General features: G+C 43.3%; 11 protein-coding genes. 8 read left to right on the top strand and 3 right to left on the bottom strand.

Annotated elements, in window-relative coordinates; translation table 11 throughout:
* Nucleotides 1–151 precede the first annotated feature (151 nt).
* The 8 genes from QWZ08_RS12960 to QWZ08_RS12925 all read left to right on the top strand — a co-directional run bounded on the left by QWZ08_RS12960 (nucleotide 152) and on the right by QWZ08_RS12925 (nucleotide 20,056).
* On the top strand, nucleotides 152–985 hold the full coding sequence (locus QWZ08_RS12960) for a phytanoyl-CoA dioxygenase family protein (protein ID WP_290337847.1): 834 nt from the start codon (nucleotides 152–154) through the stop codon (nucleotides 983–985).
* A gap of 139 nt (nucleotides 986–1,124) precedes the next feature.
* Nucleotides 1,125–4,313, top strand: coding sequence for a glycosyl hydrolase (locus QWZ08_RS12955; RefSeq protein ID WP_290337846.1), 3,189 nt, complete (start codon nucleotides 1,125–1,127; stop codon nucleotides 4,311–4,313).
* A gap of 111 nt (nucleotides 4,314–4,424) precedes the next feature.
* Nucleotides 4,425–6,950, top strand: coding sequence for a glucosidase family protein (locus QWZ08_RS12950; RefSeq protein WP_290337845.1), 2,526 nt, complete (start codon nucleotides 4,425–4,427; stop codon nucleotides 6,948–6,950).
* Between the two features lie 5 nt (nucleotides 6,951–6,955).
* Nucleotides 6,956–9,889, top strand: a complete 2,934-nt coding sequence (locus QWZ08_RS12945) for a glycosyl hydrolase (RefSeq protein WP_290337844.1) — start codon at nucleotides 6,956–6,958, stop codon at nucleotides 9,887–9,889.
* Between the two features lie 6 nt (nucleotides 9,890–9,895).
* Nucleotides 9,896–10,738 (top strand): sugar phosphate isomerase/epimerase family protein, encoded by an 843-nt coding sequence (locus QWZ08_RS12940; protein ID WP_290337843.1) that lies wholly within the window; start codon nucleotides 9,896–9,898, stop codon nucleotides 10,736–10,738.
* Between the two features lie 181 nt (nucleotides 10,739–10,919).
* Nucleotides 10,920–13,385: an alpha-L-rhamnosidase C-terminal domain-containing protein gene (locus QWZ08_RS12935; protein ID WP_290337842.1), complete on the top strand. Its 2,466-nt coding sequence runs from the start codon at nucleotides 10,920–10,922 to the stop codon at nucleotides 13,383–13,385.
* Between the two features lie 66 nt (nucleotides 13,386–13,451).
* Nucleotides 13,452–16,514 (top strand): glycosyl hydrolase, encoded by a 3,063-nt coding sequence (locus tag QWZ08_RS12930; protein WP_290337841.1) that lies wholly within the window; start codon nucleotides 13,452–13,454, stop codon nucleotides 16,512–16,514.
* A 224-nt stretch (nucleotides 16,515–16,738) separates the two neighbouring features.
* The gene (locus QWZ08_RS12925) at nucleotides 16,739–20,056 is read left to right on the top strand and encodes a glycosyl hydrolase (protein ID WP_290337840.1); all 3,318 of its coding nucleotides are present in this window, start codon (nucleotides 16,739–16,741) and stop codon (nucleotides 20,054–20,056) included.
* 277 nt (nucleotides 20,057–20,333) lie between these two features.
* On the opposite strand, the gene QWZ08_RS12920 is transcribed toward QWZ08_RS12925, so the two are convergent.
* The 3 genes from QWZ08_RS12920 to QWZ08_RS12910 all read right to left on the bottom strand — a co-directional run bounded on the left by QWZ08_RS12920 (nucleotide 20,334) and on the right by QWZ08_RS12910 (nucleotide 25,934).
* Nucleotides 20,334–21,467 carry an efflux RND transporter periplasmic adaptor subunit gene (locus tag QWZ08_RS12920; protein WP_290337839.1) on the bottom strand — a complete coding sequence of 378 codons (1,134 nt, stop codon included), beginning with the start codon at nucleotides 21,465–21,467 and terminating at the stop codon, nucleotides 20,334–20,336.
* 10 nt (nucleotides 21,468–21,477) lie between these two features.
* Nucleotides 21,478–22,695 (bottom strand): TolC family protein, encoded by a 1,218-nt coding sequence (locus QWZ08_RS12915; protein ID WP_290337838.1) that lies wholly within the window; start codon nucleotides 22,693–22,695, stop codon nucleotides 21,478–21,480.
* 98 nt (nucleotides 22,696–22,793) lie between these two features.
* On the bottom strand, nucleotides 22,794–25,934 hold the full coding sequence (locus QWZ08_RS12910) for an efflux RND transporter permease subunit (RefSeq protein WP_290337837.1): 3,141 nt from the start codon (nucleotides 25,932–25,934) through the stop codon (nucleotides 22,794–22,796).
* Nucleotides 25,935–26,009: the final 75 nt, after the last annotated feature.

Below are 26,009 nucleotides of genomic sequence, written 5' to 3'. Positions count from 1 at the left end.
TCCGGAGGCTATCTTTCAAGAACCGACCATAAAATGATTTTTTTTATTGAAAGCCGATTGGTTTATTTTTAAGCATGGACTTCAGCATCATTGCTATTGCCAGGTTTATTTATTCAATGCATTCAACAATTGCTTTGCTAAACATATAAACATGACTACTTCATTAACACAAGAGCAGATAAACGCTTATCAATCGGATGGTTACTTGCTGGTTGAAAATTTTTTAACAGCCGATGAGTTATCCTTTTGGCGTGCCGCAGTTACCGAAGCAATTGAGCAAAGGGCCGGTAGAAAAATGCCAAACGGTGATACAAAGATTGGCGAAGATGATGGCATCAATAAAGAGAGCGATTATTATGCTAAAGTGTTTGACCAGATGCTGAACCTGTGGCAAACCAATGATAAGGTAAAGCAAATTATGCTGGATGAAAAAATAGGTAAGATGGTGGCCACGCTCGCCGGTTGGAAAGGCACAAGAATATGGCATGACCAGGCATTGATTAAAAGGCCATGGGCCAACCCAACTTCGTGGCATTTGGATACACCTTTCTGGTCGTTCAGTGACAGAACTGCTCTATCTATTTGGGTAGCGCTGGATGATGCGACGTACGAAAATGGATGCCTGTATTTTATACCCGGTTCTTTTCACCAAACAACTTTTGAAAATCCCGGCATTGGAAAAAATATGGATGCTGTGTTTGATTTTTATCCGCAGTTTAAACAATCCAAATCAAAGGCGGTCCCCATGAAAGCCGGCAGTTGCTCTTTTCACAACGGGCTTACCATACATGGTGCTGGCCCCAATATGACCAATGGTTTCAGAAGGGCGATGACCTGCGCTTACATGCCTGATGGCGCGACCTTCAATGGTATAAAAAATATTCTGAGTGATGAACAGGTGGCTAAACTAAAGGTGGGAGATGTATTAAATGATGATCAGCAAAACCCACTGATTTATAGTAGTACATTAGCATCACAATTGTAATACTATGATGCATTTGAGCAAATTTATTTATTTAAAAAATACAGTCCGGACATCCCTGTCATTTTTTTTGTGTACGTCTTGCCTGCTCTTTTATTCTTCAACAATTGCTCAAACTGCAAAGCTTCCTTTCTTGCCGTCGATGCAGGAACTGAACCAACCTTTTAGTAAGTTGGATGAGGCATCATTCCTGGCGCCTCCGAAAGTGTTTCATCCGCAAACCTGGTTTCATTATATTGGTGGCAATGTATCTAAAGAAGGGATCACGAAAGACCTGGAGGCAATAGCAAAAGCGGGCTTTGCAGGCATCATGCTTTTTCATGGACAGTTTGGGGGGCAGTGGCCAGGTGTTGAAACACAAATCACGAGTCTAAGTGCAAATTGGGACGACGCCGTAAAGCATACCGCATCAGAATGTCACCGGCTGGGATTGGTTTTTTCAATGAACAACTGCCCCGGATGGGCAACTTCGGGAGGCCCGTGGATAGAACCTTCTAACGCTATGCGTAATATTGTTTGGAGCCGTACCGATATTGCGGGAGGAAATTTAGTTACCAAAGTACTGCCGATACCGCAACCCAGTGCGGAACCCTGGCGTGATTACAAAGATGTGACTGTGCTGGCATTTCCTACGCCGTTAGGCGACTCAGGCAAGCCGCTTGTGCCACAGTCTGTAACCAGCAATGTTAAGGATGTTGACTGGAAACCATACTTGAGTGGCAAGGCAGAAAAAAATATTGATTTATTGCCGGCTGATCCCGGCAAGCCCTATTGGGTTGAAGTAAATTTTAGTAAAGCTACAGCAATCCGCAGCGTTGAGTTTTCAAGTGTGCAGGGTTTTAACCACCGCAGAAATTATGAGCCGGGTGTTAAGGTTAGCATTCAGGCTGTGCTGGATAACGGAAACACAAAAGATATTCTTATAATGGACATGCCGCAGTCGAGCTGGCAGGATGATCAGCCGATCACGCTGGCCTGTTCTGAAATGATCGGTGTAAAAAAATACCGCATTTCCATTTTCAATAAATACAATATGTCCCTGGGTTCTCTGCGCCTGTTTTCTGCTGCAAGAAAAAATAGCTGGGAGTCGGAGGCGGCGTGGACATTGAGAAGCATTGAACGTGTTGGTCAGCATCCAAAGCAATCAACCAAGGCATTTATCAATCCGGATAATATCCTGGATATTTCGGATAAGATGGACAAGGATGGCAAACTGCATTGGACAGCGCCAAAAGGAGCGTGGACCATTCTTCGCATTGGACATGTAAACTCCGGCAAACAAAACGGTCCTGCTCCAAAAGAGGGTACGGGCTGGGAGGCCAACAAACTATCCACCTCTGGAGCAGACGCACATTTCGCAGGCTATATCGGTCGCTTATCCGGCGCTACCGGACCACTTGCTGGCGGATTGCTGGATGCTATGCTGATCGATAGTTGGGAATGCCACACGCAAACATGGACTCCTGATATGGAAAAGGAATTTAAGGACGTTTCCAGTTACACCTTGCGTAAGTGGCTTCCGGCGCTTTTCGGTTATGTGATAAAAGATCATACAACAACCGGCCGGTTTTTAACGGACTGGCGAAAAACTATCAATCATCTTTTTACCAATAACTATTATGGCCGTATGGCTTCGTTGGCACGCAACAATGGTTTGCATGTTACATACGAAACGGCGGCGGGGGACGTATTGCCCGGCGACATCATGGAATATTTTAAATATGCAGATGTGCCGATGGCAGAATTCTGGCAACCGATGAGCGACGATTATGTAGGCTCTATTAACTTCAAACCCATTAAGCCTACCGCTTCTGCTGCAAGAATGTACGGCAAGCCACGTGTGGCTGCAGAAGCCTTTACTTCATTTGCGCTTACCTGGGACGAGCATTTTGAAATGCTGCGGGAAGTGGCGAACTGTAACACGGCAGAGGGTGTAACGCACTATGTTTTTCATACGTACACGCATAATCCCGAAATGCCTTTTCTTCCGCCGGGTACGTCGTTTGGCGCCGGTATCGGTACGCCATTTCTCAGGGGGCAAACCTGGTGGCAACATATGCCTGGCTTTACCGATTATTTATCACGCTGCACTTATATGCTGGAAAGAGGTAAGCCTGTCAGTGATGTATTGTGGTATCTGGGAGATGAGCTTAACCACAAGCCAGACCAGAAAGCGCCATTTCCGGAAGGGTTTAAATACGACTATTGCAACCCCGATGTACTGCTAAACCGGCTAAAGGTAGACAATGGAAACCTGGTTACACCCGAAGGAATTCAATACCGCGTACTTTGGTTACCCGATGCGCCGCTCATGTTGCCGGAAACATTGGAAAAAATTCATTCGCTGATTCAGCAAGGTGCAACCGTGGTGGGTGAAGCGCCAGTTGGACTTGCAACGCTTTCCGGTGGAGCAGCCGCCAGGCAACGATTTGATGCCGCGGTGAAAGCTATCTGGGGTACAGGCAAAAAAGGAATTAGGAAAAATGGTAAGGGATATATTGTATCGGGTATTAAATTGGATGAGGCATTAATTGCATTAAAGATAGCACCCGATGTTACCGGTGGCGATGCGCTTTGGCAGCACCGCAAAGCCGAAGGTGCAGAATGGTATTTTATCAGTGCACCCAAGGATAAAGGATTTACCGGTGAATTGAGTTTTCGCACAAATGGTGCTGCCGAGCTTTGGGATCCTGTTACCGGTACATATCAAACTATTGAGAGCCATCAAAGCGGTGATCGTACGCTGATCAAACTGGACCTGGTAAAATCCAATGCCTGTTTTATCGTATTTAGAAAAAATGGCTCGCCATCAACTTCATCAACACTTGTAAGTAATAAGGATAAATCAACGCTACAAATTGCTGGTCCGTGGAAGCTGAGTTTTCCTGCCGGTTGGGGAGCTCCTGATTCTTTACAATTACCTGGTTTAAAACCTTGGAAAGACCTGGATCTTTCATCAGAAGGAAAAGCATTTTCAGGTACCGCAACATACACAACAACTTTCAATGTAAATGAAGCAACGGTCAACAAAGAATACGTCCTTGATCTGGGCAATTTGGATATGGTTGCGGCAGTTACGGTCAATGGTGAGCAGGTAGGTTCCATATTAGCACCACCTTACCGCATTCATTTAAAGAACCTCGTGAAGCAGGGACAGAATACCATTTCGATACAGGTGACGAGCACCTGGTTCAATCGCCTGGTGTTTGATGCCGGGCAACCAGCCGACAAACGTAAGACATGGACGATTGATGGTCCTGACAAAAACGCACCATTGCGGGCATCAGGATTAATGGGGCCAGTTATGATTGAAGTGAGCAATTTAAAGTAATATAAATATGCTTTCATGGTGCAACCCATGAATAAGAGTGATGGAATTCAGATACCAGATTTTTTCTTTAAATCTTAACCGATAATTATTTAGAAATTAAAAATAAGTTCAATGATCATTCAAAAACGGTTGGCTGTAATTTTTTTCTTTGCCTGTTATTGTCTTGCTTCGGTAAACAACAGTTTAGCACAGTCCATAAAAATCAGCAATGATGCAAAGGAAAAAAAGATTGAATTTGGGAATGAAAAAATGAACGTCACACTTGATTATGATAAGAAGGTAAATGTATCCTCGTTGCTGATAAACGGCCAGCAGGTGATTGAAGGTGATGCAGGTATTTACTCAGCCATCAAAACAGGCAATGCAAACTATTCAACTTTACAACTTGTATCACAGCCTTCGGTCACAGCTACCAGTAACACCATTAAAATTTCGGGCATTGCTTATGGCGACAAAGCGCTTACAATAAATGAAACCTGGACCTTTACCATCAGCAACACCAATATACAACTGTCAATGGACAGAAGCCTGTCAAAAGCCATCGTTGCTGAAGAGGTAGCATTACCTGTTTTTATGTTTACCAATATGGAAACATGGGAAGGCGCTTACCAGGATTATGGCGGGCTTGCATGGTTCTATCTTTTTAATAAAAAATTAGACACTTACGGTGTCCATAGTAGTTCGTCACAATTCTGGAACAGCAAGACAGGCAACGGTTTGAGCGTGTCTGTAAACGCACCAGGCAAACAAGTTGCAATGGATTACAGCCGCACTGCGGAGGACAAATTATCCTATACAATAGCAGTTGCTCAAAAAGAACTGGAGCCACGTTTTGATTCAGGCACACATCGCAGAAGATTCATCCGTGACAGGGCAGATGTTTGGGCGCCTGTTAAAATGAGTGCCGGCAAAACCAGCCAGTCTGTTACACTTGCTTACTTTGATTTTAAAGAACAGTATGGCCGTGGAAAACTAGTTGGCGTTAACGAAAACCAGGTAAATGCAGTGCTGAATACAATCGCCAGGATCGGTGTAATTGACAAGCAGCATTTTGGTGGTAACAGCTGGCACACGCCTTACGGCCCTATTTGTTTGCACGAACAATACATTGCGCAAATGGGACTTGCCATCAACGATAACAATTATTTAAAAGGCTACCAGCAGTGCCTTGATTTTTACCGCGACAATGCTTTTAAACCAGATGGACGTGTATGGCCGAGATGGGCCTACAGCAACGAAGACGCCATGCCGAAAGGATTTACCGCTAAAGGTTTTTATGAAGCGCAATGGGGTTACCTGCTGGATTCGAACCCCGACTTTGTCACCAACGTGGCGGAACTGTTTGACCAGACCGGTGACGCAACCTGGGTAAAAACACAGCAACAGGCCTGCGAAAAAGCGTTGGACTGGATCATTAAAAGAGACAGTAATCACAATGGTTTGGTTGAAATGATCACCGATAGTCATGCGCAAAAAAGAGGCAGCGACTGGATAGATATCATCTGGGCATCGTATGAAAATGCTTTTGTAAATGCCAAGCTGTATCATGCGCTGGTATTATGGGCGGCTATAGAAAAGCAACTGGGCAATACCGGTAAACAAAAATACTATGAGCAGTTTGCAACCAAATTAAAAACCAGTTTTAACAAGCCAACAACGGCCGGTGGTTTTTGGGACGAACAGAAAAAATGTTATATCCACTGGCTGGATAAAGATGGTTCGGCACATGGGAACAATATGGTTACACCGGTAAATTTTATGGCCATTGCGTATGGTATTTGTGATGATGACGCCAGAACAAAAACTATCCTCGATGATATAGAAGTGCAGATGCAAAAAGAGAACCTTTTCTTCTGGCCGCTCTGCCTGTATACTTATGCACCAGGTGAAGGAAACGACTGGCAATTTCCTTTTCCAAATTATGAAAACGGCGATATTTTTTTATCATGGGGATCGGTTGCAGTGAAAGCATATGCTGCATACAAACCGGAGTTGGCTTTGAAATATGTGAAGAATGTATTGGCGCAATATGCAAAAGATGGGCTGGCTTTTCAACGCTATGCACGTGCAAAGCAAGACGGACAGGGAGATGATATCCTGTCGGGTAATAGTCTGTCGGTTGTTGGTTTGTACCAGGGTATTTACGGAATCAATCCTTTGTACAACCGTTTCTACCTCGATCCGCATATCACCAAAGAACTCGAAGGAACAGAAATAAAATACAATTACAGAAATCAAAAATTGACAATTGATCTGGCTATGGATAAATATGCAGTATCAAACAACCAATTTAGACTTTTGGATAAAAGCGATTTTGGTTTTTATGGAAGTAAAAATGAGCTGCTGTATTTTCATGGAAACAGTAAAGTGGCTACTTTAAAAATAGCAACTGCGGCAAACCTTTCAGTTGAAATAAAAGAATGGGATAAAAATGAGATGATATGGACCCAATCTTCAAAAGATATTGCTTCACACCAACTTATTTACCAGGTGAATGATCTTAACCCGAACAGCACCTACAGCTTCTCAATAAACAACAGCATTATCAAACGTATGAAAAGTAATAGTAAAGGCCAGCTTGTACTACCTTATGAAACCAGTACCAACACAGAAGAGATTAAAATATCCAAAATTTAAAAACGATGATTGGTGAGTATAAATTAAGGATCATTTTTTTTGTTGGGTTAATTCTTTTATGTGGTATTTCATCCAGTGGGCAGAACTTAAATTCATTTAGCAAATCATTTATATCCCCACCAGCCAACGCAAAGCCAAGAGTGTACTGGTTCTGGTTATTCAACCGGTTGAATAAGCAAAGTATAACACGTGATCTTGAAGAGTTTAAAGCCAAAGGAATCAGCGGCGTCAATATCATTTGCACAGGAGGGTATGGGGGCACCGAAGCTATGTTGGGTGTGAAGTACCAGGGCCGCAATTGGTGGGAACTCTTTCGGCATGCTGTCAAAGAAGCTAAACGGAACAATATAGAATTGGGCTTTAACCTTTCTGCAGGTGGCTGGACGATGGAAGGACCCTGGGTTAGCCAGGACAATGCAATGAAAAAAGTAGTGCAAACAGAATTGAAAGTTTCCGGGCCTAAAAAAGTAACCAATAAAATACCAACGCCAGTTATTGTAGACAACTATTATCACGATATATGCGTACAGGCATTTCGCATACAATCCAGTACAAAACAAATTGAGCCCAATACGGTAATTGATGTAACCGATAAAATGAAAGCGGGCGGTCAGTTTGAATGGGACGTGCCGGAAGGTGAGTGGGTGATATTACGGACAGGTTATACATTAACAGGCCATCCCTGGAGTAAGTGGTGGGCCTATCCTACGGCTCCGCAGGCTGACACTTTTGAAGGAGGGGAAGGGTATGAAATTGATTATTTAAGCAAGGCTTCTTTGGAGGATCATTTTAACCATTTAGGAAAACCGCTTATTGAAGCAGCACGCAAAGCAGGTGGTAAAATCAATTATTTTTGGTCGGATAGCTGGGAATGTGGAAAGCTAACCTGGACACAGGATTTCCCCAACCAGTTCAATAAATTTCGAGGTTATGATTTAATGCCCTGGTTGCCGGTACTTGCGGGGTATACTGTTGTAGATTCAACAATTTCCACCAGGTTTCTGGACGATTTTAACAGAACCATCCAGGATTGCATCGCAGCAAATTACTATGGGCATTTCGCTGAATTATGTCATAAATATGGAATCAAAGCAGGCAACGAAGGAGGTGGCCCCAACGACATTCCACCACAGGATGCATTGAAAAATCTTGGTCGCAGCGATATCCCTGCAGGGGAGTTTTGGGTGAACGGCCACTACAATGCACCGGGTGGTTATAACCAGGATAGAAAGCTGCGGCTTAACCTTAAACAAACCTCCACAGCGGCACATATTTATGGTAAACAGGAAGCGATGGCTGAATCGTTTACGCAACAGGAAGCAGACCGCACGCACTGGTCGCTGGGTCCGTCAGATCTGAAGCCTTATGCCAACGATGCATTTTGTGAAGGCATCAACCGGATTATGTTGCACCAGGCTACAAGCCAGCCACCAGCAGATGGTAAGCCCGGTTATGAATTTTGTGCTGGTCAGCATTTTACTCCAAACATCACCTGGTGGCAGCAGTCGCCGGCATTCTTTACTTACCTGTCGCGTTGCCAGTACATGCTGCAACAGGGCAAGTTTGTGGGCGATGTTTGTTTCTATCTTGGTGAGCGAACGCCCACCCTGGCGCCACCGAAATACCTGGTCGCTTCACTTGGTTCTGGCTACGATTGCGACTATACCAATGCAGAAGTATTGCTTACGCGGATGTCTGTTAAAAACGGGCACATCGTGCTTCCTGATGGCATGAGCTACCGGATTCTGGTGCTGCAAAACTGTACTTCGCCATCAGCGGAAATAAGCAAGCAGGTGGGCGATTATCAACAGCTGCCTGTTTCTCCAATTCCTTCCAAAGCCATGTCTGTTGAAGTGATTCAAAAAATTAGGGAGTTAGTTCTCAATGGAGCAACCGTGCTTGGGCCGCCACCTGAAATGTCTGCCGAACTGAAAAATTACACTACCAACGATCATATTGTACGCCAGATTGCAGCTGAAATATGGGGCGATTTAGATGGCCAAATACGGACGGAACGACACTTCGGTAAGGGCAGGGTGATTTGGGGTAAAACGCCACGGGAGATTCTTTTAGCCGATGGCGTGAAACCTGATTTTACTTACACAGACCAGGCAGCTCAGCCGGATAAATTCGATTATATCCATCGCACAAATGGGGAGACAGAAATATATTTTGTTATTAACCGCACCAATCAAAAACAAACATCCGAATTTACTTTCCGCGTTTCGGGTAAGCAGCCGGAAATATGGAATGCTGTCAGCGGTGAAATGCGGGATGCAAAAGCTTTTAGCCAGGAAGGTGGCAGTACAACATTGCCGCTGGAATTGGATCCATTTGGTTCATATTTTATCATCTTCAGGAAACCTGTTCCTGTTAATACTGCTGGTCAATCGAAACTGAATTTTCCGAAATTCAAATTGCTGAATGAACTCAGCGGTTCATGGAAAGTTGCATTCGATCCGGTTTGGGGAGGCCCGGAAGAAGTGGAGTTTCCCAAACTTGTAAACTGGACTGACCGGTCAGAAGAAGGCATCAAATATTATTCAGGCAAAGCTGTCTATCGCAAATCATTCGACTTAAGCAGGGAAACAAATGAAATTTTGAAAGCAGGAAATAAAAGCAGCAGGCTGTTGCTCGATTTAGGCAACGTTAAAAATGTAGCGGCTGTTCGTTTGAACGGAAGAAATCTGGGGATACTGTGGTGTGCACCCTGGAAGGTTGATATTACTGATTATGTAAAGCAAAGCAGCAATCGACTTGAAGTGGATGTAATTAATCTTTGGGCAAACCGGGTTATCGGAGATTTAAGACTGCCCAAAGAAAAGCGTTTTACCAAAACACATGAAAGGTTTCGGTTTGATATGATTCAACAAAACACGCCTCTACTGGATGCAGGGTTGCTGGGACCGGTAAATTTTTTGATAAGCTCTTTAGACTAAAAATGTATGCACTTAAAAATACTTTGTCCGCAATGGGGGCATGAACATTTACCGGCAGAAGATTTTCTCGCAAAAGTAAAAGCAGCGGGTTACGATGGCGTTGATACCTGGATGCCCGAAGATGAACAAGAACGCAAACAGTTTATCCGCTTGCTGCAACAGTACGGTTTAGAAATCGTAAGCCACCAACACCAGGCAAAAGGAAATAACATCGATGAGTATTGCCGGTCTTACGAATACTATCTGAACATGTCGATGGAATGTGAGCCGATATTGATCAACTCACATTCCGGTAGAGATTATTTTACATTGGAGGAGCAACTCCGGGTAGTAGATGTGGCAGAAAATTTTTCAGTAAAAAATAATATCAGGATAGCCCATGAAACCCACCGCGGTCGCATCGGTTATAGCCCGGGCAATGCAAGTGAATTATTTAAGCTTAAACCAAATATGAAGATAACGGCTGATCTTTCACATTGGGTTTGTGTTACAGAAAGTTATTTGGAAAACTTCCGGGAAGCATTGACAGCAGCCATTGTAAAAGCGGAGCATATTCATGCGAGGGTGGGGTTCACGGAAGGTCCGCAGGTACCCGATCCCCGGCAACAATTCTGGCAGGAGCCGCTGCAATTCTTTTTAAAAATATGGGAGCAGATATGGGTGCATCAAAAATCAATCGGTACAAAAATATTTACGATGACACCCGAGTTTGGGCCGCCACCTTACATGTGGACGGACACAGCAACCAATGAACCGGTCGCCAGCCAATGGGACATCAATGTATTTATGAAAGATTTGCTGAGGGAGAAATTTGGTGAAGATGGTATAAAGGAAACAGCGAAAGATTAAAGGAATCAATTGCCACGCCCTTCAGGGCGTCGACAAAATGAGTTATTTCTTAGTTGGGCTTTAGCCCGGTATTATCATGCGAAGGTGAATAGCATTAAATAGTCTGATTAGTAAAAAGATTGGCTAATTATTTATAATTCACAGATGAAAAAATGCAATGCTTACAGAAAATAGAAACCGCATGATGCGAATAGGTACAGTTTTACTTTGTTATTTATTTTTTTATAGTAAGGCCGATGCCCAGCTAAAAGAACCTTATAAGCCGCTGCATGGTGGAAGCTACTCCGGTACGGCTGTACAGGCTTCGCCAGATCCGTTGATCCGCTACCAATGGAAAAACCCAAGGGCAGCAGATTCATTGCAGGTATATTTTCTACCGCCCAAAAAAATATCGGGCGTTCCTGTTCAGTCTTTTGTTCAAAATAAAAATTTAATTACTGTAAACGGAAAGGGCGATCTGTTATTTGATTTTGGAACGGAAAGCGCAGGCTGGATTGAGTTTGAATCGGATGATCTTGCAGATAGTGTAGAGATGAGCATCAGCGAATACAATGAACCAGCCATTGTAAATGCTGGCGCACAAAACCCGGTAAAAACAAAGCGGCCTGTGAAGTATGGCAACCGTTACAGGCTTCAATTAAACGAAGAATTGTATGAAGGTGTTCGCTTTGCATGGATACATGTGAAGCAATTTTCAAAGCCTTGGCATATTAAAAACGTACAGTTGGTTTGCCAGGTTAAACCGGTCAATTATAAAGGTAGTTTTTATACCAATGATACCATGCTGAACCGCATTTGGTACACTGGTGCCTACGTGGTGAAACTGAATATGCTGCAGGATTATTTTGGTGCGATACTGATGGAAAGAAGCGACCGGCATTCCTGGACTGGGGATGCCTATCCTGCGCAAGCTACTGCCCTGGCTGCTTTCGGCAACTATGATGTGGTTAAAAAAAATATCGCGTTTACTTCCGGCCAGGATAATGGCATTGCAGCCTACTCTGTGTATTGGGTATTGAGTTTGATAGATTATTACAATTATACAGGCGACACAAAATTTTTAAAAGCCTATACAGCCAATGCAGACAGAAGATTGGAAAGAGCTTTTCGTGAATACGATACCTTGCCAAATCTCGGCTTTATGGGTTGGGATGAAAGACTCGGTGCAGGTTTTGAAAATACACAGATCAGGGAAGCACAAAATACATATCGCATGCTTTGCATCAACGGCTGGCGCCAGTTTGCCAAAGCCATGTCATCCGTCAATGAAAATAATCTTGCAAAAAAATACCAGCAATACGCAGCAGAAAAAATAAAGCAGCTGTTGGCAGATAAAAAGATAGCGGATCAATTTGGTATCCATGCTGTTTCCGAAGCAATCAATGCGGGGCTTATCAATGAGTCTATTATTCATCTTTTGTCAGCCTCTTTATTTGCCGACCGGTTGAACCGGCTTTCTTATTCACCCTTTAACCAATTTTTTATTATACAGGCGATGGCATTGGCTGGTCAAAATGCTGATGCGCTTACTACCATAAAAGATTGCTGGGGCGGGCAAATTGCTTATGGAGGCACCAGCTTTTTTGAAGTGTACAGACCTTCGTGGAATGGCATATTAAATGCGAACGATGCGCCGCCCAATAACCAGTGCGGTTACACAAGCCTGGCGCATCCATGGGGTGCAGGCGTTACCAAATGGCTCACAGAAAATGTGCTCGGTATACAACCGGTAAAGCCCGGTTTTAAAAGGTTTACCATCATCCCTTTTTTAAAAGACAGTTTAACGCAGGTGAAAGGCACAATGCCAACACCTTTCGGAAATATTGCTGCCAGTTTCAACATCCAATCCGGCGACTGCGAAATAACAATACCACCGGGAACTATTGCGGAGAGAGTGGGTTTGCCAAAAGGCGGCAGGCCGATTGATAAAATCACCCTTAGTAAAAAACTGCCAGGCAATTCCGTAGGATATCGGATAGAAACCATTAGTAATACTGATGAAGACAGCAATTATATTTATCTGAAAAATGTACAAGCGGGTAATTACAAAATTGCAATTACTTACAAGATCTTAAATGCGTCGCGTGTTTTGCCGCTTGAACCATTCAACTATATAATCCAATCATTTGCGCAGGACAGCACAACAGGCGGTAACTGGACAAGGAAGTTTGGAAAAGACGGGTATGTATTATTTGGCTATCCTGATTCAGCCGGTTCAAAAAAAATACCATCGTATATTGATAGTGTAACGCTTAAAAAAAATGCCATCGTAATTTGGGATTCAATTTCTCCTGATGAAGCGGTGCTTGAAAATCCGAATTCGAAAAAGCAATTGGCTGCAGCCATTATTACAAGAGATCCTGAAGCAACCAATCAAACGATGACGATTGATGTTGCGGTGAAAGGCAATCATCCCTACAAGTTAACCATGTATTTTTTAGATTGGGATAAGAAAGACAGGCGGAGCGCTATTGAAATTTTTGATGCTGAAACACTCAATATTATCTCACCAGTTCAATTGATCAATCATTACGAAAAGGGAAAGTATATCAGCTTTGCTTTTGACAGATCAGTAAGAATAAGGGTGAACCATGTGAGGGGACAAAATGCGGCTGTGAGCGGAATTTTTTTTGATAGTGCTGATTAAAAATAATTATTTAGGAAAGGAGCAATATCTGTTAAATCAAGACTGTAATCACTTCAAAATATTAAGATGACAATACATAACAAACATGGTTTTTTCTTTCGGCTGCTAAACTTTGTAATCATTGTGTTGCTGTATAGTTGCAGCAAGCATTTCAGCAGTTTACAAAAATCATCAGTTGCAACAAGCGATCCAATAAAAGCCGGTTTTCTGAACCCTCCTGAATCTGCAAGGCCGGGCGTGTACTGGTATTTTATGGATGGAAACCGTACCAAAGAATCCATGACCAAAGATCTTGAATCGATGAAAAAAGCAGGCATTGGAAACCTGGTTTTTTTAGAAGTAAATGTGGGTGTGCCGAGAGGCAAGGTTGATTTTTTAAGTGAGGAATGGCAGGAACTTTTTAAGCATGCCGTTCGGGAAGCTGAAAGATTGGGAATAGAAATTACGCTGAGTGTTGGTCCGGGGTGGACTGGCAGCGGTGGTCCGTGGGTACCTGCTGCACAATCTATGCAGCACCTCGTTAGCAGCACGCTATTGATCTCTGACACCAGCAAACAGCCAATTAAATTGCCCTTGCCCCTGCCAAAGAAACCTTATTTTGGTGAGGGCGGTTTTACGCCTGAGTTAAAAAAACAGTGGGATGATTTTTATAAAGACGTAGCCGTGCTCGCCTTTCCGACACCGGCTGTAAATAAAAAAATTACAGATGGAGAAGAGAAGGCATTGTATTACCGGGCACCTTATTCTTCTGCACCGGGTACAAAAGAATTTTTGCCTTCCCTGGCAAATTACGAAGCAGTACCAAAGGAGGCTGTAATCGCACCCAGCACTATTATTGATCTTACCAGTAAATTATTACCAGACGGAACGCTTGACTGGAAAGCGCCGCAGGGCAAATGGACCATCATGCGTTTTGGAAGCCGCAACAACGGGGCTGTTACAAGGCCGGCACCTATACCCGGGCTGGGTTTTGAAGCCGATAAATTTGATACCATTGCACTGGAGGCACATCTTAACCAATACATCGGAAAGCTGCTGAAAAAAATTGGTCAGCTGGATACTTTATCAGCAGGCGGTTTGAAGAAGATACACATGGACAGTTGGGAGATGGGCGCTCAAAACTGGACAGCACAATTCAGGCAGCAGTTCATTAAAAGAAGGGGCTACGATCCCTTGCCTTTTTACCCGGTGTATGATGGTAACATAGTAGAGAGCATAGAGATAAGTGAACGCTTTCTATGGGACCTGCGGCAAACTTCGCAGGAACTGGTACTGGAAAATCATGCGCAATATTTAAAGACCTACGCACACCGCAATGGCTGGAAATTATCCATCGAACCTTATGATATGAATCCTGCTGCAGACCTTGAACTCGGCGCTGTTGCTGATATTCCTATGTGCGAATTCTGGAGCAAGGACCTCGGCTTTAATTCTTCTTTTAGTTGCGCAGAAGCTACTTCCATTGCGCATGTAAATGGCATACCGCTGGTGCCTGCGGAAGCCTTTACGGCAGATGACCGGGAAGGTTGGAAGCAATACCCGGGCTCGATGAAAGAGCAGGGTGACTGGGCTTTTGCAGCTGGCATCAACCGGTTTGTGTATCATACATTTCAAAGCCAAACCTTGCCGGACAATTTAAAACCCGGCATGACGATGGGGCCGTATGGCGTTCACTGGAACAGGAGTCAAACCTGGTGGCCGATGGTAGGCGGCTATCACAACTATATTTCCCGTTGCCAGTTTGTGCTTCAGCAAGGCCGGTCCGTTGCAGATATTTTATACCTCACACCTGAAGGCGCACCGCATGTGTTTCGTCCGCCCCACTCGGCACTTATTGGTGAAGAGCCAATCCGTGATCGCCGGGGCTTTAATTTTGACGGATGTTCTCCGGGTCAATTATTGACTGCAAGTGTAAAGGATAACCAGGTAGTTTTTCCGGGAGGCGCTGCTTATAAAATACTCGTGTTGCCGGCTGTACAAACCATGACGCCAGCTTTACTTGAAAAAATAAAAACATTGGTTTATGAAGGTGCAATAGTGGTTGGTTCACCACCAATGAAATCACCGGGTTTATCAGGTTATCCTGCATGTGATGAACAGGTAAAGCAACTGGCGCAAACCATCTGGGGTACAACACTAGTTCCGGATAATCAATCCATCCATACTTACGGAAAAGGCAAAGTGGTATGGGGAAAGGCTGTAGCAGCTCAACTCGAAGGATTCTATCCCAATTATGATTTTACCGCAGCTTTATTAAAAGACATGCAGGTGGTCAATGATTTTGAATCAGCTGCCTCATTGCGTTATACGCACCGTATTACTGCTGACCAGGATATTTATTTTGTATCCAATAAAGCCAGCCAGTTAGTTAATACAACTTGTCTTTTCAGATCACAAAAAGGCAAACCAGAGTTGTGGGATCCATTGACTGGCGAAATAAAAATATTGCCTGAGTTTTCGAAGGCTAATGGTCAAACAAGTATACCATTGCATTTTGATGCCTTTCAAAGTTTTTTCATTGTTTTTAAAAATGATACCACTCAATTAGTAGTTCCTGAAAAAGCCAATTTTCCTTCCGCTAAAAACATCGCCACTTTAAATGCAGCATGGACAGTCTCTTTTGATCCTGTTTGGGGAGGCCCAAAAAAAATCACATTCGATTCACTCATCGACTGGACCAAACATCCGGAACAGGGAATTAAATATTATTCTGGCATTGCTACCTACAAGCAAACATTTGATGTGGATGGTGTTGTTAAAACAAAAAACAACCGACTTTACCTGGACCTTGGAGAAGTAAAAAATATTGCCCGGGTAAAGTTGAATGGCAAAGATCTTGGCGTGGTTTGGACCGCTCCCTGGAAGGTAGAGATTACGTCAGCAGTAAAAGAAAAAAATAATCATTTGGAAATTGAAGTCGCTAACTTATGGCCCAACAGGCTGATAGGCGATGAGCAGTTTCCGGATGACGGCATAAAGGATGAGCAATGGCCTGATTGGTTATTGAAAGGCCAGCCAAGAACGAGTGGAAGATTTACATTTACCACTTTTAAACATTATGAAAAAGGGGCACCGTTATTTAAATCGGGATTGATTGGGCCGGTTACGATTCAGCAGACTGAGTTCTAAGAATAAGAAGTCTCAACCTACCCCGACGGCGGCTTTCAGCCCCGTCGGCGGTTAGATAATGCGCTTGCTTATGGAAGTTTTATTCAACCGCCGTCAGGGTTTATAACCGCTGACGGTGTTGCTTGAAAAGTAAAATGATAGACGCATATTGATTTTACGATTGCAGAAAGCTAACATACTTTTAAAAATGATTTAAATATTTCTAAATAATAAGATAACAATTTATGTTCAACACCTCGTTTTTTTTCCTGAATTATACAAAAAAGGTATTACTCGGCGCAAGCATTGTGCTTTCTTCTGCATACACTTTTGCACAGCAGAAACCTGTTACAAACAACAATGCATTTGCCGGGTATGCCAATATGGAGAAAATATTTCTTCATCCAAAAGACGCCGTGCAAACGGGGGTCTATTGGTACTGGATGTCGGGCAATATTTCTAAAGAAGGTGTTGTAAAAGATTTGGAGGCAATGAAAAAAGTGGGCATTAACCGGGCATTTATAGGAAATATAGAGCAGCCAGACGTGGCACAGGGAAAGGTGAAATTTTTATCACCCGAATGGTGGGATGTTATGCATACTGCATTGAAGACCGCCACCAAATTAAATATTGAAATAGGTATTTTTAACAGTCCCGGCTGGAGCCAGTCTGGCGGCCCGTGGATAAAGCCGGAGCAATCGATGCGTTACCTGGCCAGTTCGGAAACCAATGTAAAAGGGGGCAGTCACGTTACCATCAAACTTAAAAAGCCCACGAATCAATTCCAGGATGTAAGGTTGATTGCTTTTCCTAAGCCAAAAGATTACGATGCAAACATAGCAGACAATTCGCCCAGGCTTACAAGCCCGTCTCTAAAAAATGTGCAGGCTGTGATGGATAAGGATACGGCTACAGAAGTAGCGATACCGTTGGATAGCGTTGCAACAATTAACATTCAAACTAACAAAGATTTTGAAGCAAGAAGCATTGTATTATATCCTTCCCATCGTCCTATCATCGCTAAAATACAACTACAGGTAAGTGCTGGAGACAGTTTTAAAACCGTTAAGGAATTTACCATTGACCGGAGCAATAGTGCTTTGAATGTTGGCTTTGATCCTTACGGGCGCATAGCCGTAGCGTTGCCTGCGACCAGTGCAAAATCATTCCGGTTAGTTATTAGCAATCTTAAAACCAACTATGCCACGTCATGGGGACCTGCACCCGATTCGACTTCCGGCATCCAGGAACTGCAGATTTTATCTTCACCAAAAGTGGAGAACTATATTGAAAAAACGCTCGCTAAAATGAGTCAAACTCCGTTCCCTTTATGGGGACAATATTTATGGCCTGATCAAAATAATACAACAGATAAGCCACTGGCGATTGATCCTGCAGCAGTAAAAGATATTTCCAACTTGATGTCGGCTGATGGTGAACTGAATTGGGATGCACCAGCAGGGGAGTGGATCATTGTTCGCTCTGGCATGGCGCCAACCGGTGTTACCAATTCGCCTGCACCACCCAATGGCACCGGGCTGGAAGTAGATAAGATGAACAAGGATTACCTGGCCTGGCATTTTGATGCGTTTCTTGGCGAGATAATAAAACGTATTCCCGCTGAAGACCGCAAAACTTTTAAAATAGTTGTTCAGGATAGTTATGAAACCGGCGGCCAAAACTGGACCGACAACATGATCGGAAAATTTAAAAAAGTGTATGGGTATGACCCTGCGCCTTACATTCCCGTGTTATATGGTAGCGTGGTGGGTAGTGAAGAAATGTCGAACCGTTTTCTTTGGGACCTGCGGCGTTTTATAGCCGACAAAGTTTCGTTTGAGTATGTGGGAGGGTTAAGAGAAATTAGCCATAAACACGGGTTAACCACATGGCTTGAAAACTACGGCCACTGGGGCTTTCCGGGCGAATTTTTACAGTATGGCGGGCAGTCGGATGAGATAGGGGGTGAGTTTTGGAGCGAGGGAGATTTGGGTAATATTGAAAACAGGGCAGCTTCTTCTTCGGCACATATTTATGGTAAAACAAAAGTTTCCGCAGAATCGTTTACCTGTGGAGGTGCCGCCTATTCAAGATATCCTGCGAAGATGAAACAGCGGGGTGACCGCTTTTTTACAGAAGGCATTAATAACACCGTGATGCACGTGTATATTGAACAACCTTATAACGATAAGTTGCCAGGGGTGAATGCCGGTTTCAGCAACGAGTTTAACCGCAATAATACCTGGTTTAATCAAATGCCTTTGTTTACTGATTATTTGAAGCGCTGCAATTTTATGTTGCAGCAGGGCAGGTATGTGGCAGATGTGGCCTATTTTATTGGAGAAGATGCCCCCAAAATGACCGGTGTGTGCGACCCGGCTTTACCCAAGGGATATTCATTTGACTACATCAACGCTGATGTGCTGAAAGAACGCCTTAGAGTAAAAAATGGCCGGCTGGTTTTACCCAACGGTATTACTTACCGCATGTTGGTATTACCTAAACTAACAACTATGCGGCCTGAGTTGCTGGCAACAATTCAACAGCTGGTAAAACTTGGTGCAGTGGTATTTGGACCTGCACCCAAAAGTTCGCCAAGTCTGCAAGATTTTGCAACGGCAGACGAACAGGTATCAAAAATTGCAAAAGAAATGTGGGGTAATATTGACAGCACATCTGTAAAAGCAAATCATTATGGAAAGGGGATGGTGATCAGTGGCATGGATTTGCAGGAGGCGCTGACGATGATCAATGCTGCGCCGGATTGCAAAATAAATGGGGATGATTCAGTTCTTTTTATTCACAGAAAAATCAACAATGACGATGTGTATTTTCTTTCCAATCAAAAAGATAAACCCATCAGTTTTGATGCCGCATTGCAGGTAAAAGGCAAACAGCCTGAGTTGTGGAACCCGGTAACAGGAGCGCATCGTTTGCTGCCGGCTTATACCATTGATAAAAATGAAACAACCATCTCATTAAAGCTGCATGAAAACGAGAGTGCTTTTATTGTTTTCAGAACACCGGTTGTAAAAACCAATAATAAAAATTTGAAAACCAATTTCCCTGAACAAAATGTAATTACAGAAATAAAAAAAGCGTGGCAGGTGAGCTTTGATGCAAGCCACTGGGGGCCTGAAAAACCGGTTACTTTTGACACACTTATTGACTGGACAAAAAGTGACAACGATAAAATAAAATATTACTCCGGTACTGCCATCTACCAAAATAATTTTACGATTGCTAACCTGAAAGCCAATCGGCGTATGCTGCTTGACCTGGGCACCATCACCGCGATGGCTGCTGTAAAAATAAATGGTGTGAAAGCAGGAGGCGTATGGACAGCACCATACCAGCTTGATATTACAAGGTACATTCACCAGGGTTTGAACACATTGGAAATTGCAGTCGTAAATACCTGGGTTAACCGTCTGATTGGCGATTTGCATTTACCCGAAAAAGAGCGTACAACATGGACGAATGTAAACCCATACGCAGTGGATTCTCCGCTGGAGCCATCAGGCTTGCTGGGGCCGGTTTTAATAAAAGCGGAAAGTAAATAGCAGAATAGCAGGGGGTATTAATAAACAAGGCCACTCATTTTAATGTTTTGGTGGCCTTGTTTTATTTCTATGTAAAGGGTATTGGTAACCAGGATTCTGTAAACAGGCAAGCTGGAATGTATTGCGGAGGAACTGGTAAGCCAAATATTTCTGTGCCGTCACCGCCTGCAAGCAGCGCCGGTAAATTTTATACCGCCAATGTCTAATTTATACTACTTTATCTCATCAGTATTTTGCGCTATCGATTACAATTTATAAATAGTATGTCAAGCCTGTTTTACTCCGCCTTATTTTTCATCATCATCAATAATGAATAGGCACCTTTGGTTACAAATTCGGCCGTGGCCAAATCGCTGTTTGCAGGTATGGTAATCTCGGTGAATCCATTTTCACTTTCGCCCGTAGTTATTTCTGTCATTTCAAACTGATTATTGCCTTTCACTTTATACACATATTGTTTGCTTTCAAAGCGCACAATGGCATCTGTCGGCAGCGCAAAAGCCTGGTTATTTTTTACTTCAATTTCTGCATTCATGTAGGTCCCCGGAACCAGCGTCTTATCGTATTGTTCAAAATGACAATGCACTTCTGTATTGCCTTCCATGGAAAGATCTTTGCCGATCAATAAGATTTCGCAGGCGTATTTTTTTTCAGGATTATTGTTGGTATATGCGATCAATTTTTGACCGATGTATAATTTGTTGACATTTTTTTCAAACACTTTTAATGCCAGGTGAATATCAGATACATTGATCAGCTCAAACAGCACTTCGGTTGAAGAAACATACTTGCCAATGTTTACATTCACTTTGGAAACGTAGCCATTGATGGGAGAATAAATGTTGATACTTGGTGAAATGGTTGTTTCATTTATTTTGTTGATGTTAATACCTGCCAGTTGTAATTTCGCCGCCAGCGAGGTCATCAATACCTGTTGACTTTTATAATCCGCTTCTGCCTGCTGGTACACTTTGTCGCTGCTGGACTGGCTTTGGTTTAATTCTTTCTGCCGCTTGTATTCATTTTCTAAAAAGCCGATTTTTGCTTTGGCGGTTAAATAATCCTGCTGCAGCTGAATGTACTGCTGGTCCTGCATCACTGCTATTACCTGGCCTTTATTTACATGCATACCAGGGAGCAATTGCGTAGTTTTTAAATATCCTCCCAAAGGAACGCTGATGGATACCATGTTTTGTGGAGGTACATCTATTTTACCGTTTAATTTCAGCACAGATGAAATTTCACGTTGTTCCATTTTGCCCGTTGCGATGCCGGCATTTTTGAGTTGCTGCGATGTTAATGCAACGCCTTTTTCTTCTCCGGCGGCCGCTGTTTTTTCTTCGCTGTCATTCTTTGCGCCGCAGGCTGAAAGGACGATGATTATCGATGCAAAAACTATGATGTGTTTCATTATTAAATGATTATTGGTTGTTAAAATAATTGAGCTGAATAATGGATTCGTTCAGATTTTTAATGGCTTCCGTGTAGTCGCTTTTTACAACCACCGATTGGTTGATGAGCTGCACCCACTCAAGGTAATTGATGCTGCCATTTGCCAGTTGCAAGTTGGCAGTACTGGTAATAAGCGAAGCATTTTTTAAGGCAGCTGTTTCGAAATACTGCACTGTTTGTTTGTATTTATTATACTGCGCAACAGCAGCCTCATACTCCGACTGGATATTTTGCATGCCGGCAGTATAATTGTGTGCTGCTATTTGCCTGCTGAATTTGGCGCTGTTTATTTTTTCTTTTTGCGCTTTGGCAAACAGGGGAATACCAATGCCAATTTGTATGGCATTAAAGCGTTTGCCACTTCCATAAATTTTGTTATCAGCACCTGTGCCCTTTATACTTGTGTTACTGTAACCGGCAAGCAAATCAGGCAACAGTTTGCTTTTTTCGACGGCAATAGATGCGAGGGCTATTTGCTCCTGTTGTTGTATCAGTTGCATGGTGGCGTGTTCTTTCAACTTCGTGGTGTCTGCAGTAGCGGCCAGCTCCATTTTTACAGGTTGTGGCTCCGGAACAAACAGGGTAGTGGTGTTCAGAAGCAATTGAAACTGTAATTGCAATACGGCAACATCCTGTTGTAATTGTTGCTGCTGTATATGGATTTGTCCCAATTGTGTTTCAGCGCTGACTTTTTCAAGCAAATTACTTTCGCCTTTTTCCAAACGTAAAGCTGCCTTTTTGTAAAACGATGTGTACAGACTGTCTAAATATTGAAGCAGCTGTTTTTTTTGCTCAACATACACCATTGTATAAAATAGCTGTTCTACTTGTTTTTTAAGTAACGCTTTTTTTACAGCAACGTTGAGCAGGCTGCTTTTCCATTCCTGCTGCAACAATTCTTTTTGGCTGGAATAAACTTTTGGAAGACTAAAATTTTGTGTGATGCCAAATTTTGTATCGGTGTAAATACTGTTGATCTGCCCCGCGTCGGCCAAAATATTTGTCTTTGGTAAAGCCGTAGCTGTATTGATCAGTAGCTGCTGGTACTGGGCTTTCAACTGTTCATTTTTTACCAGCAGATTATTCTTCAGCGCAGTATCAACAGCGGCTTTCAGACTAACCGGCACCTGGGCTGCGGATATCCCGCAGATGGCGCAGATGACCGCAGATATTATTAGTTGTTTCATGAATGGTTTGCTTTTTATAAAAATTGTTGGTGATAATGTGTACATACTTATCTGTAAAAGCCGGCGAGATCAGGGAATACTTTTCTCCCGCAGATAGTCTATTTCGGTTGCTTCTTTTTTTTCATTCCTCCCTTCTCAAAAATCATGTACAAAACCGGCAATACGAACAGGGTTAGAAATGTTGCAATCAATAAGCCGCCAATTACCACTGTGGCAAGTGGCCGCTGTACTTCTGCACCTGCACCGTTGCTTATGGCCATCGGCAAAAAACCCAATGACGCCACACAGGCCGTCATCAATACAGGTCGTAATCTAACCTTTGTGCCCATCAGCACGATTCGTTTTAGATCAGTCAATCCTTCTTTTTTCAGCCGGTTGAATTCAGCAATTAATACAATACCATTTAACACGGCCACACCAAATAATGCAATAAATCCAACCCCTGCACTGATACTGAAAGGCATGCCTCTGAAGGCCAAAAACAAAATACCCCCGATTGCAGATAACGGAATAGCTGAATAGATAAGCAGGCCTTGCCTCACAGAGGTAAAGGCAAAATACAACAACAGGAATATCAATAAAAGGGATACCGGAACGGCAACCATCAAACGTTGTTTGGCGGCATTGAGGTTTTCAAAAGCTCCACCATAGGTTATGTAGTACCCTGCCGGGAATTTTAATTGTTTTTCTACCTTTTGCTGCAGTTCAGTAACAATGCTTTGTACATCTCTGCCCCGCACATTAAAACCCACTACAATTCTTCTTTTGGCATCCTCCCGCTGTATCTGGTTAGGGCCTTCCTTAATCTGTACATCAGCCAACTGGTACAATGGTATCTGGGTGCCTTGTGGTGTTGGTATCAGCAGGTTCTGTACGTCTTTCAAATCTTTTTTTAAATCACCTTTTAAACGTACCACTACGTCAAAACGCTTTTCGCCTTCAAACAACATCCCCGTGCTTTGGCCTGCGAATGCGGTATTTACAACCCGGTTAATATCAGCGATATTGAGATTGTATTGCGCAATGATGTTGCGATTGTAATTGATGATGATTTGGGGCATGCCAGACACAGCTTCCACATATAAATTTTTTGCTCCTTTCACGCTGCTTACAATGCCTCCGAGTTTGGCAGCATACGCAGCCAGCGTATCCAGGTCTTCTCCAAAAATTTTGCATACCACATCCTGCCTTGCACCCGTCATCAGCTCATTAAAACGCATTTGTACGGGGAACTGAAAACCAGCCGTAACGCCGGGTACAGCTTCCAAAGCTTTGCCCATTTTTTCGGCCAGTTCATTGAATGTTTTAGCGCTGGTCCATTTGTCTTTCGGTTTTAATATCACCATCATGTCACTCGCCTCCATCGGCATCGGGTCGGTAGGTACCTCACCACTGCCAATTTTGGTGACTACTTTTTCTACTTCCGGAAACTGTGTTTTTAATATATGCGCCGCCTGTTGGGTATTGGTGATGGTAGTGTTTAAAGAACTACCTGTCAGCACCCGCGTGTCTACTGCGAAATCACCTTCTTCCAGCGAGGGAATAAACTCGCCGCCAAGCGAGAGTAACACCATTACGGACACGATGAAAAGTGCAATTACTGAAGTCAGCACCGTTTTGGGAAAACTCACTACTTTGTTTAAGGTGGCCTGGTAAAGCCTTTCCACCTTCAGCATTAATTTATCAGAAAAGTTAGGCGTATGTTTTACTTTTTTACTCAGGAACAAGGCACTCATCATGGGTACATATGTGAGTGATAAAATAAATGCACCAAGCAAGGCAAAAGCTACAGTTTGCGCCATGGGTTTAAACATCTTCCCTTCAATGCCCTGCAAGGTGAAGATGGGCAGGTAAACAACCAGGATAATGATTTGACCAAATACGGCGCTGTTCATCATTTTACTGGCAGAGTAGTTCACCTCTTCATCCATTTGCGGTTGCGATAGCTTTTGAATACCGGTAAATTTTTTGCTGTGCGTAAGCTGGTGCATAACGGCTTCCACAATAATTACCGCTCCGTCTACAATCAACCCAAAATCCAAAGCGCCCAGACTCATCAGGTTGCCGCTTACTCCAAAGAGATTCATCATAATAACAGCAAACAACATGGCGAGTGGTATCACCGATGCCACCAGAAAACCGGCCCGGAAATTACCAAGAAAAAATACCAGTACAAATATTACGATCAGGGCGCCTTCCGCCAGGTTTCTTTCCACCGTACTGATGGCATTGTCTACCATTTTAGTGCGGTCGAGAAAGGGCTCTATCACCACGCCTTCGGGCAATGATTTTTGCACCTGTGCAATGCGCTCCTTTACATTTTTAATTACGTCGCTGCTGTTAGCGCCCTTCAGCATCATCACTACCGCACCAGCCACTTCGCCTTTGTCATTGTAACACATAGCGCCATACCTGGTTGCATGGCCAATTTTTATATCTGCTACATCCCGGATAAATAAAGGCGCTCCGCCACTGGTTCTTTTGATGGAAATATTTTTTATGTCATCCATGCTTCCGATCAAACCTTCACTGCGTATAAACAACACAGTTGGACCTTTCTCGATGTAAGCGCCACCAGTATTTTGATTGTTGTTTTCAAGGGCATGAAATACATCGGTAATGGTGATATTGTATGATAATAATTTATTCGGATCGACTTCAATGGAATATTGCTTTAGTTTGCCGCCAAAACTGCTCACTTCCGCCACGCCTTTCACACCAAGTAACTGGCGGCGAACGATCCAGTCCTGTATGGTGCGTAAATCTGTCTCATTAAACTTACTTTCATAGCCATCTTTTGGCCGTACAACATACTGATAGATCTCTCCAAGGCCTGTACTCACTGGTCCCAACTCGGGTACACCAATGCCTGCAGGTATTTGCGACTGTACTTTTTGCAGTCGTTCCGCTACCTGCTGCCGGGCCCAGTACACATCCGTGGCGTCATCAAAAACAATGGTAACAAGTGATAATCCAAAGCGGGAAAAACTCCTGATTTCTTTTAAGCCGGAAATATTATTATTGGCCTGTTCAATCGGAAAGGTAACCAGGCGTTCTATATCGGTTGCACCAAAAGAAGGTGCAATGGTAATTACCTGCACCTGGTTATTTGTAATGTCGGGTACCGCATCAATGGGCAGCCTGGTAAACTCGTAGCTGCCATATCCTATCAGGGCTATCATAAAAAGCCCCACAATGAGTTTGTTTTTAATGGCAAACCCAATTATCGCATTTAGCATAATTGACGTATTTAATAAAATGAAAGCATCAGCCAATGATGTTTGTCAATAGCCGGATCACGCAAAGAGATGTTC

The organism is Ferruginibacter paludis (assembly GCF_030409685.1).
GTDB lineage: Bacteria > Bacteroidota > Bacteroidia > Chitinophagales > Chitinophagaceae > Ferruginibacter > Ferruginibacter paludis.
This window is presented reverse-complemented; position numbering and strand designations above follow the sequence as displayed.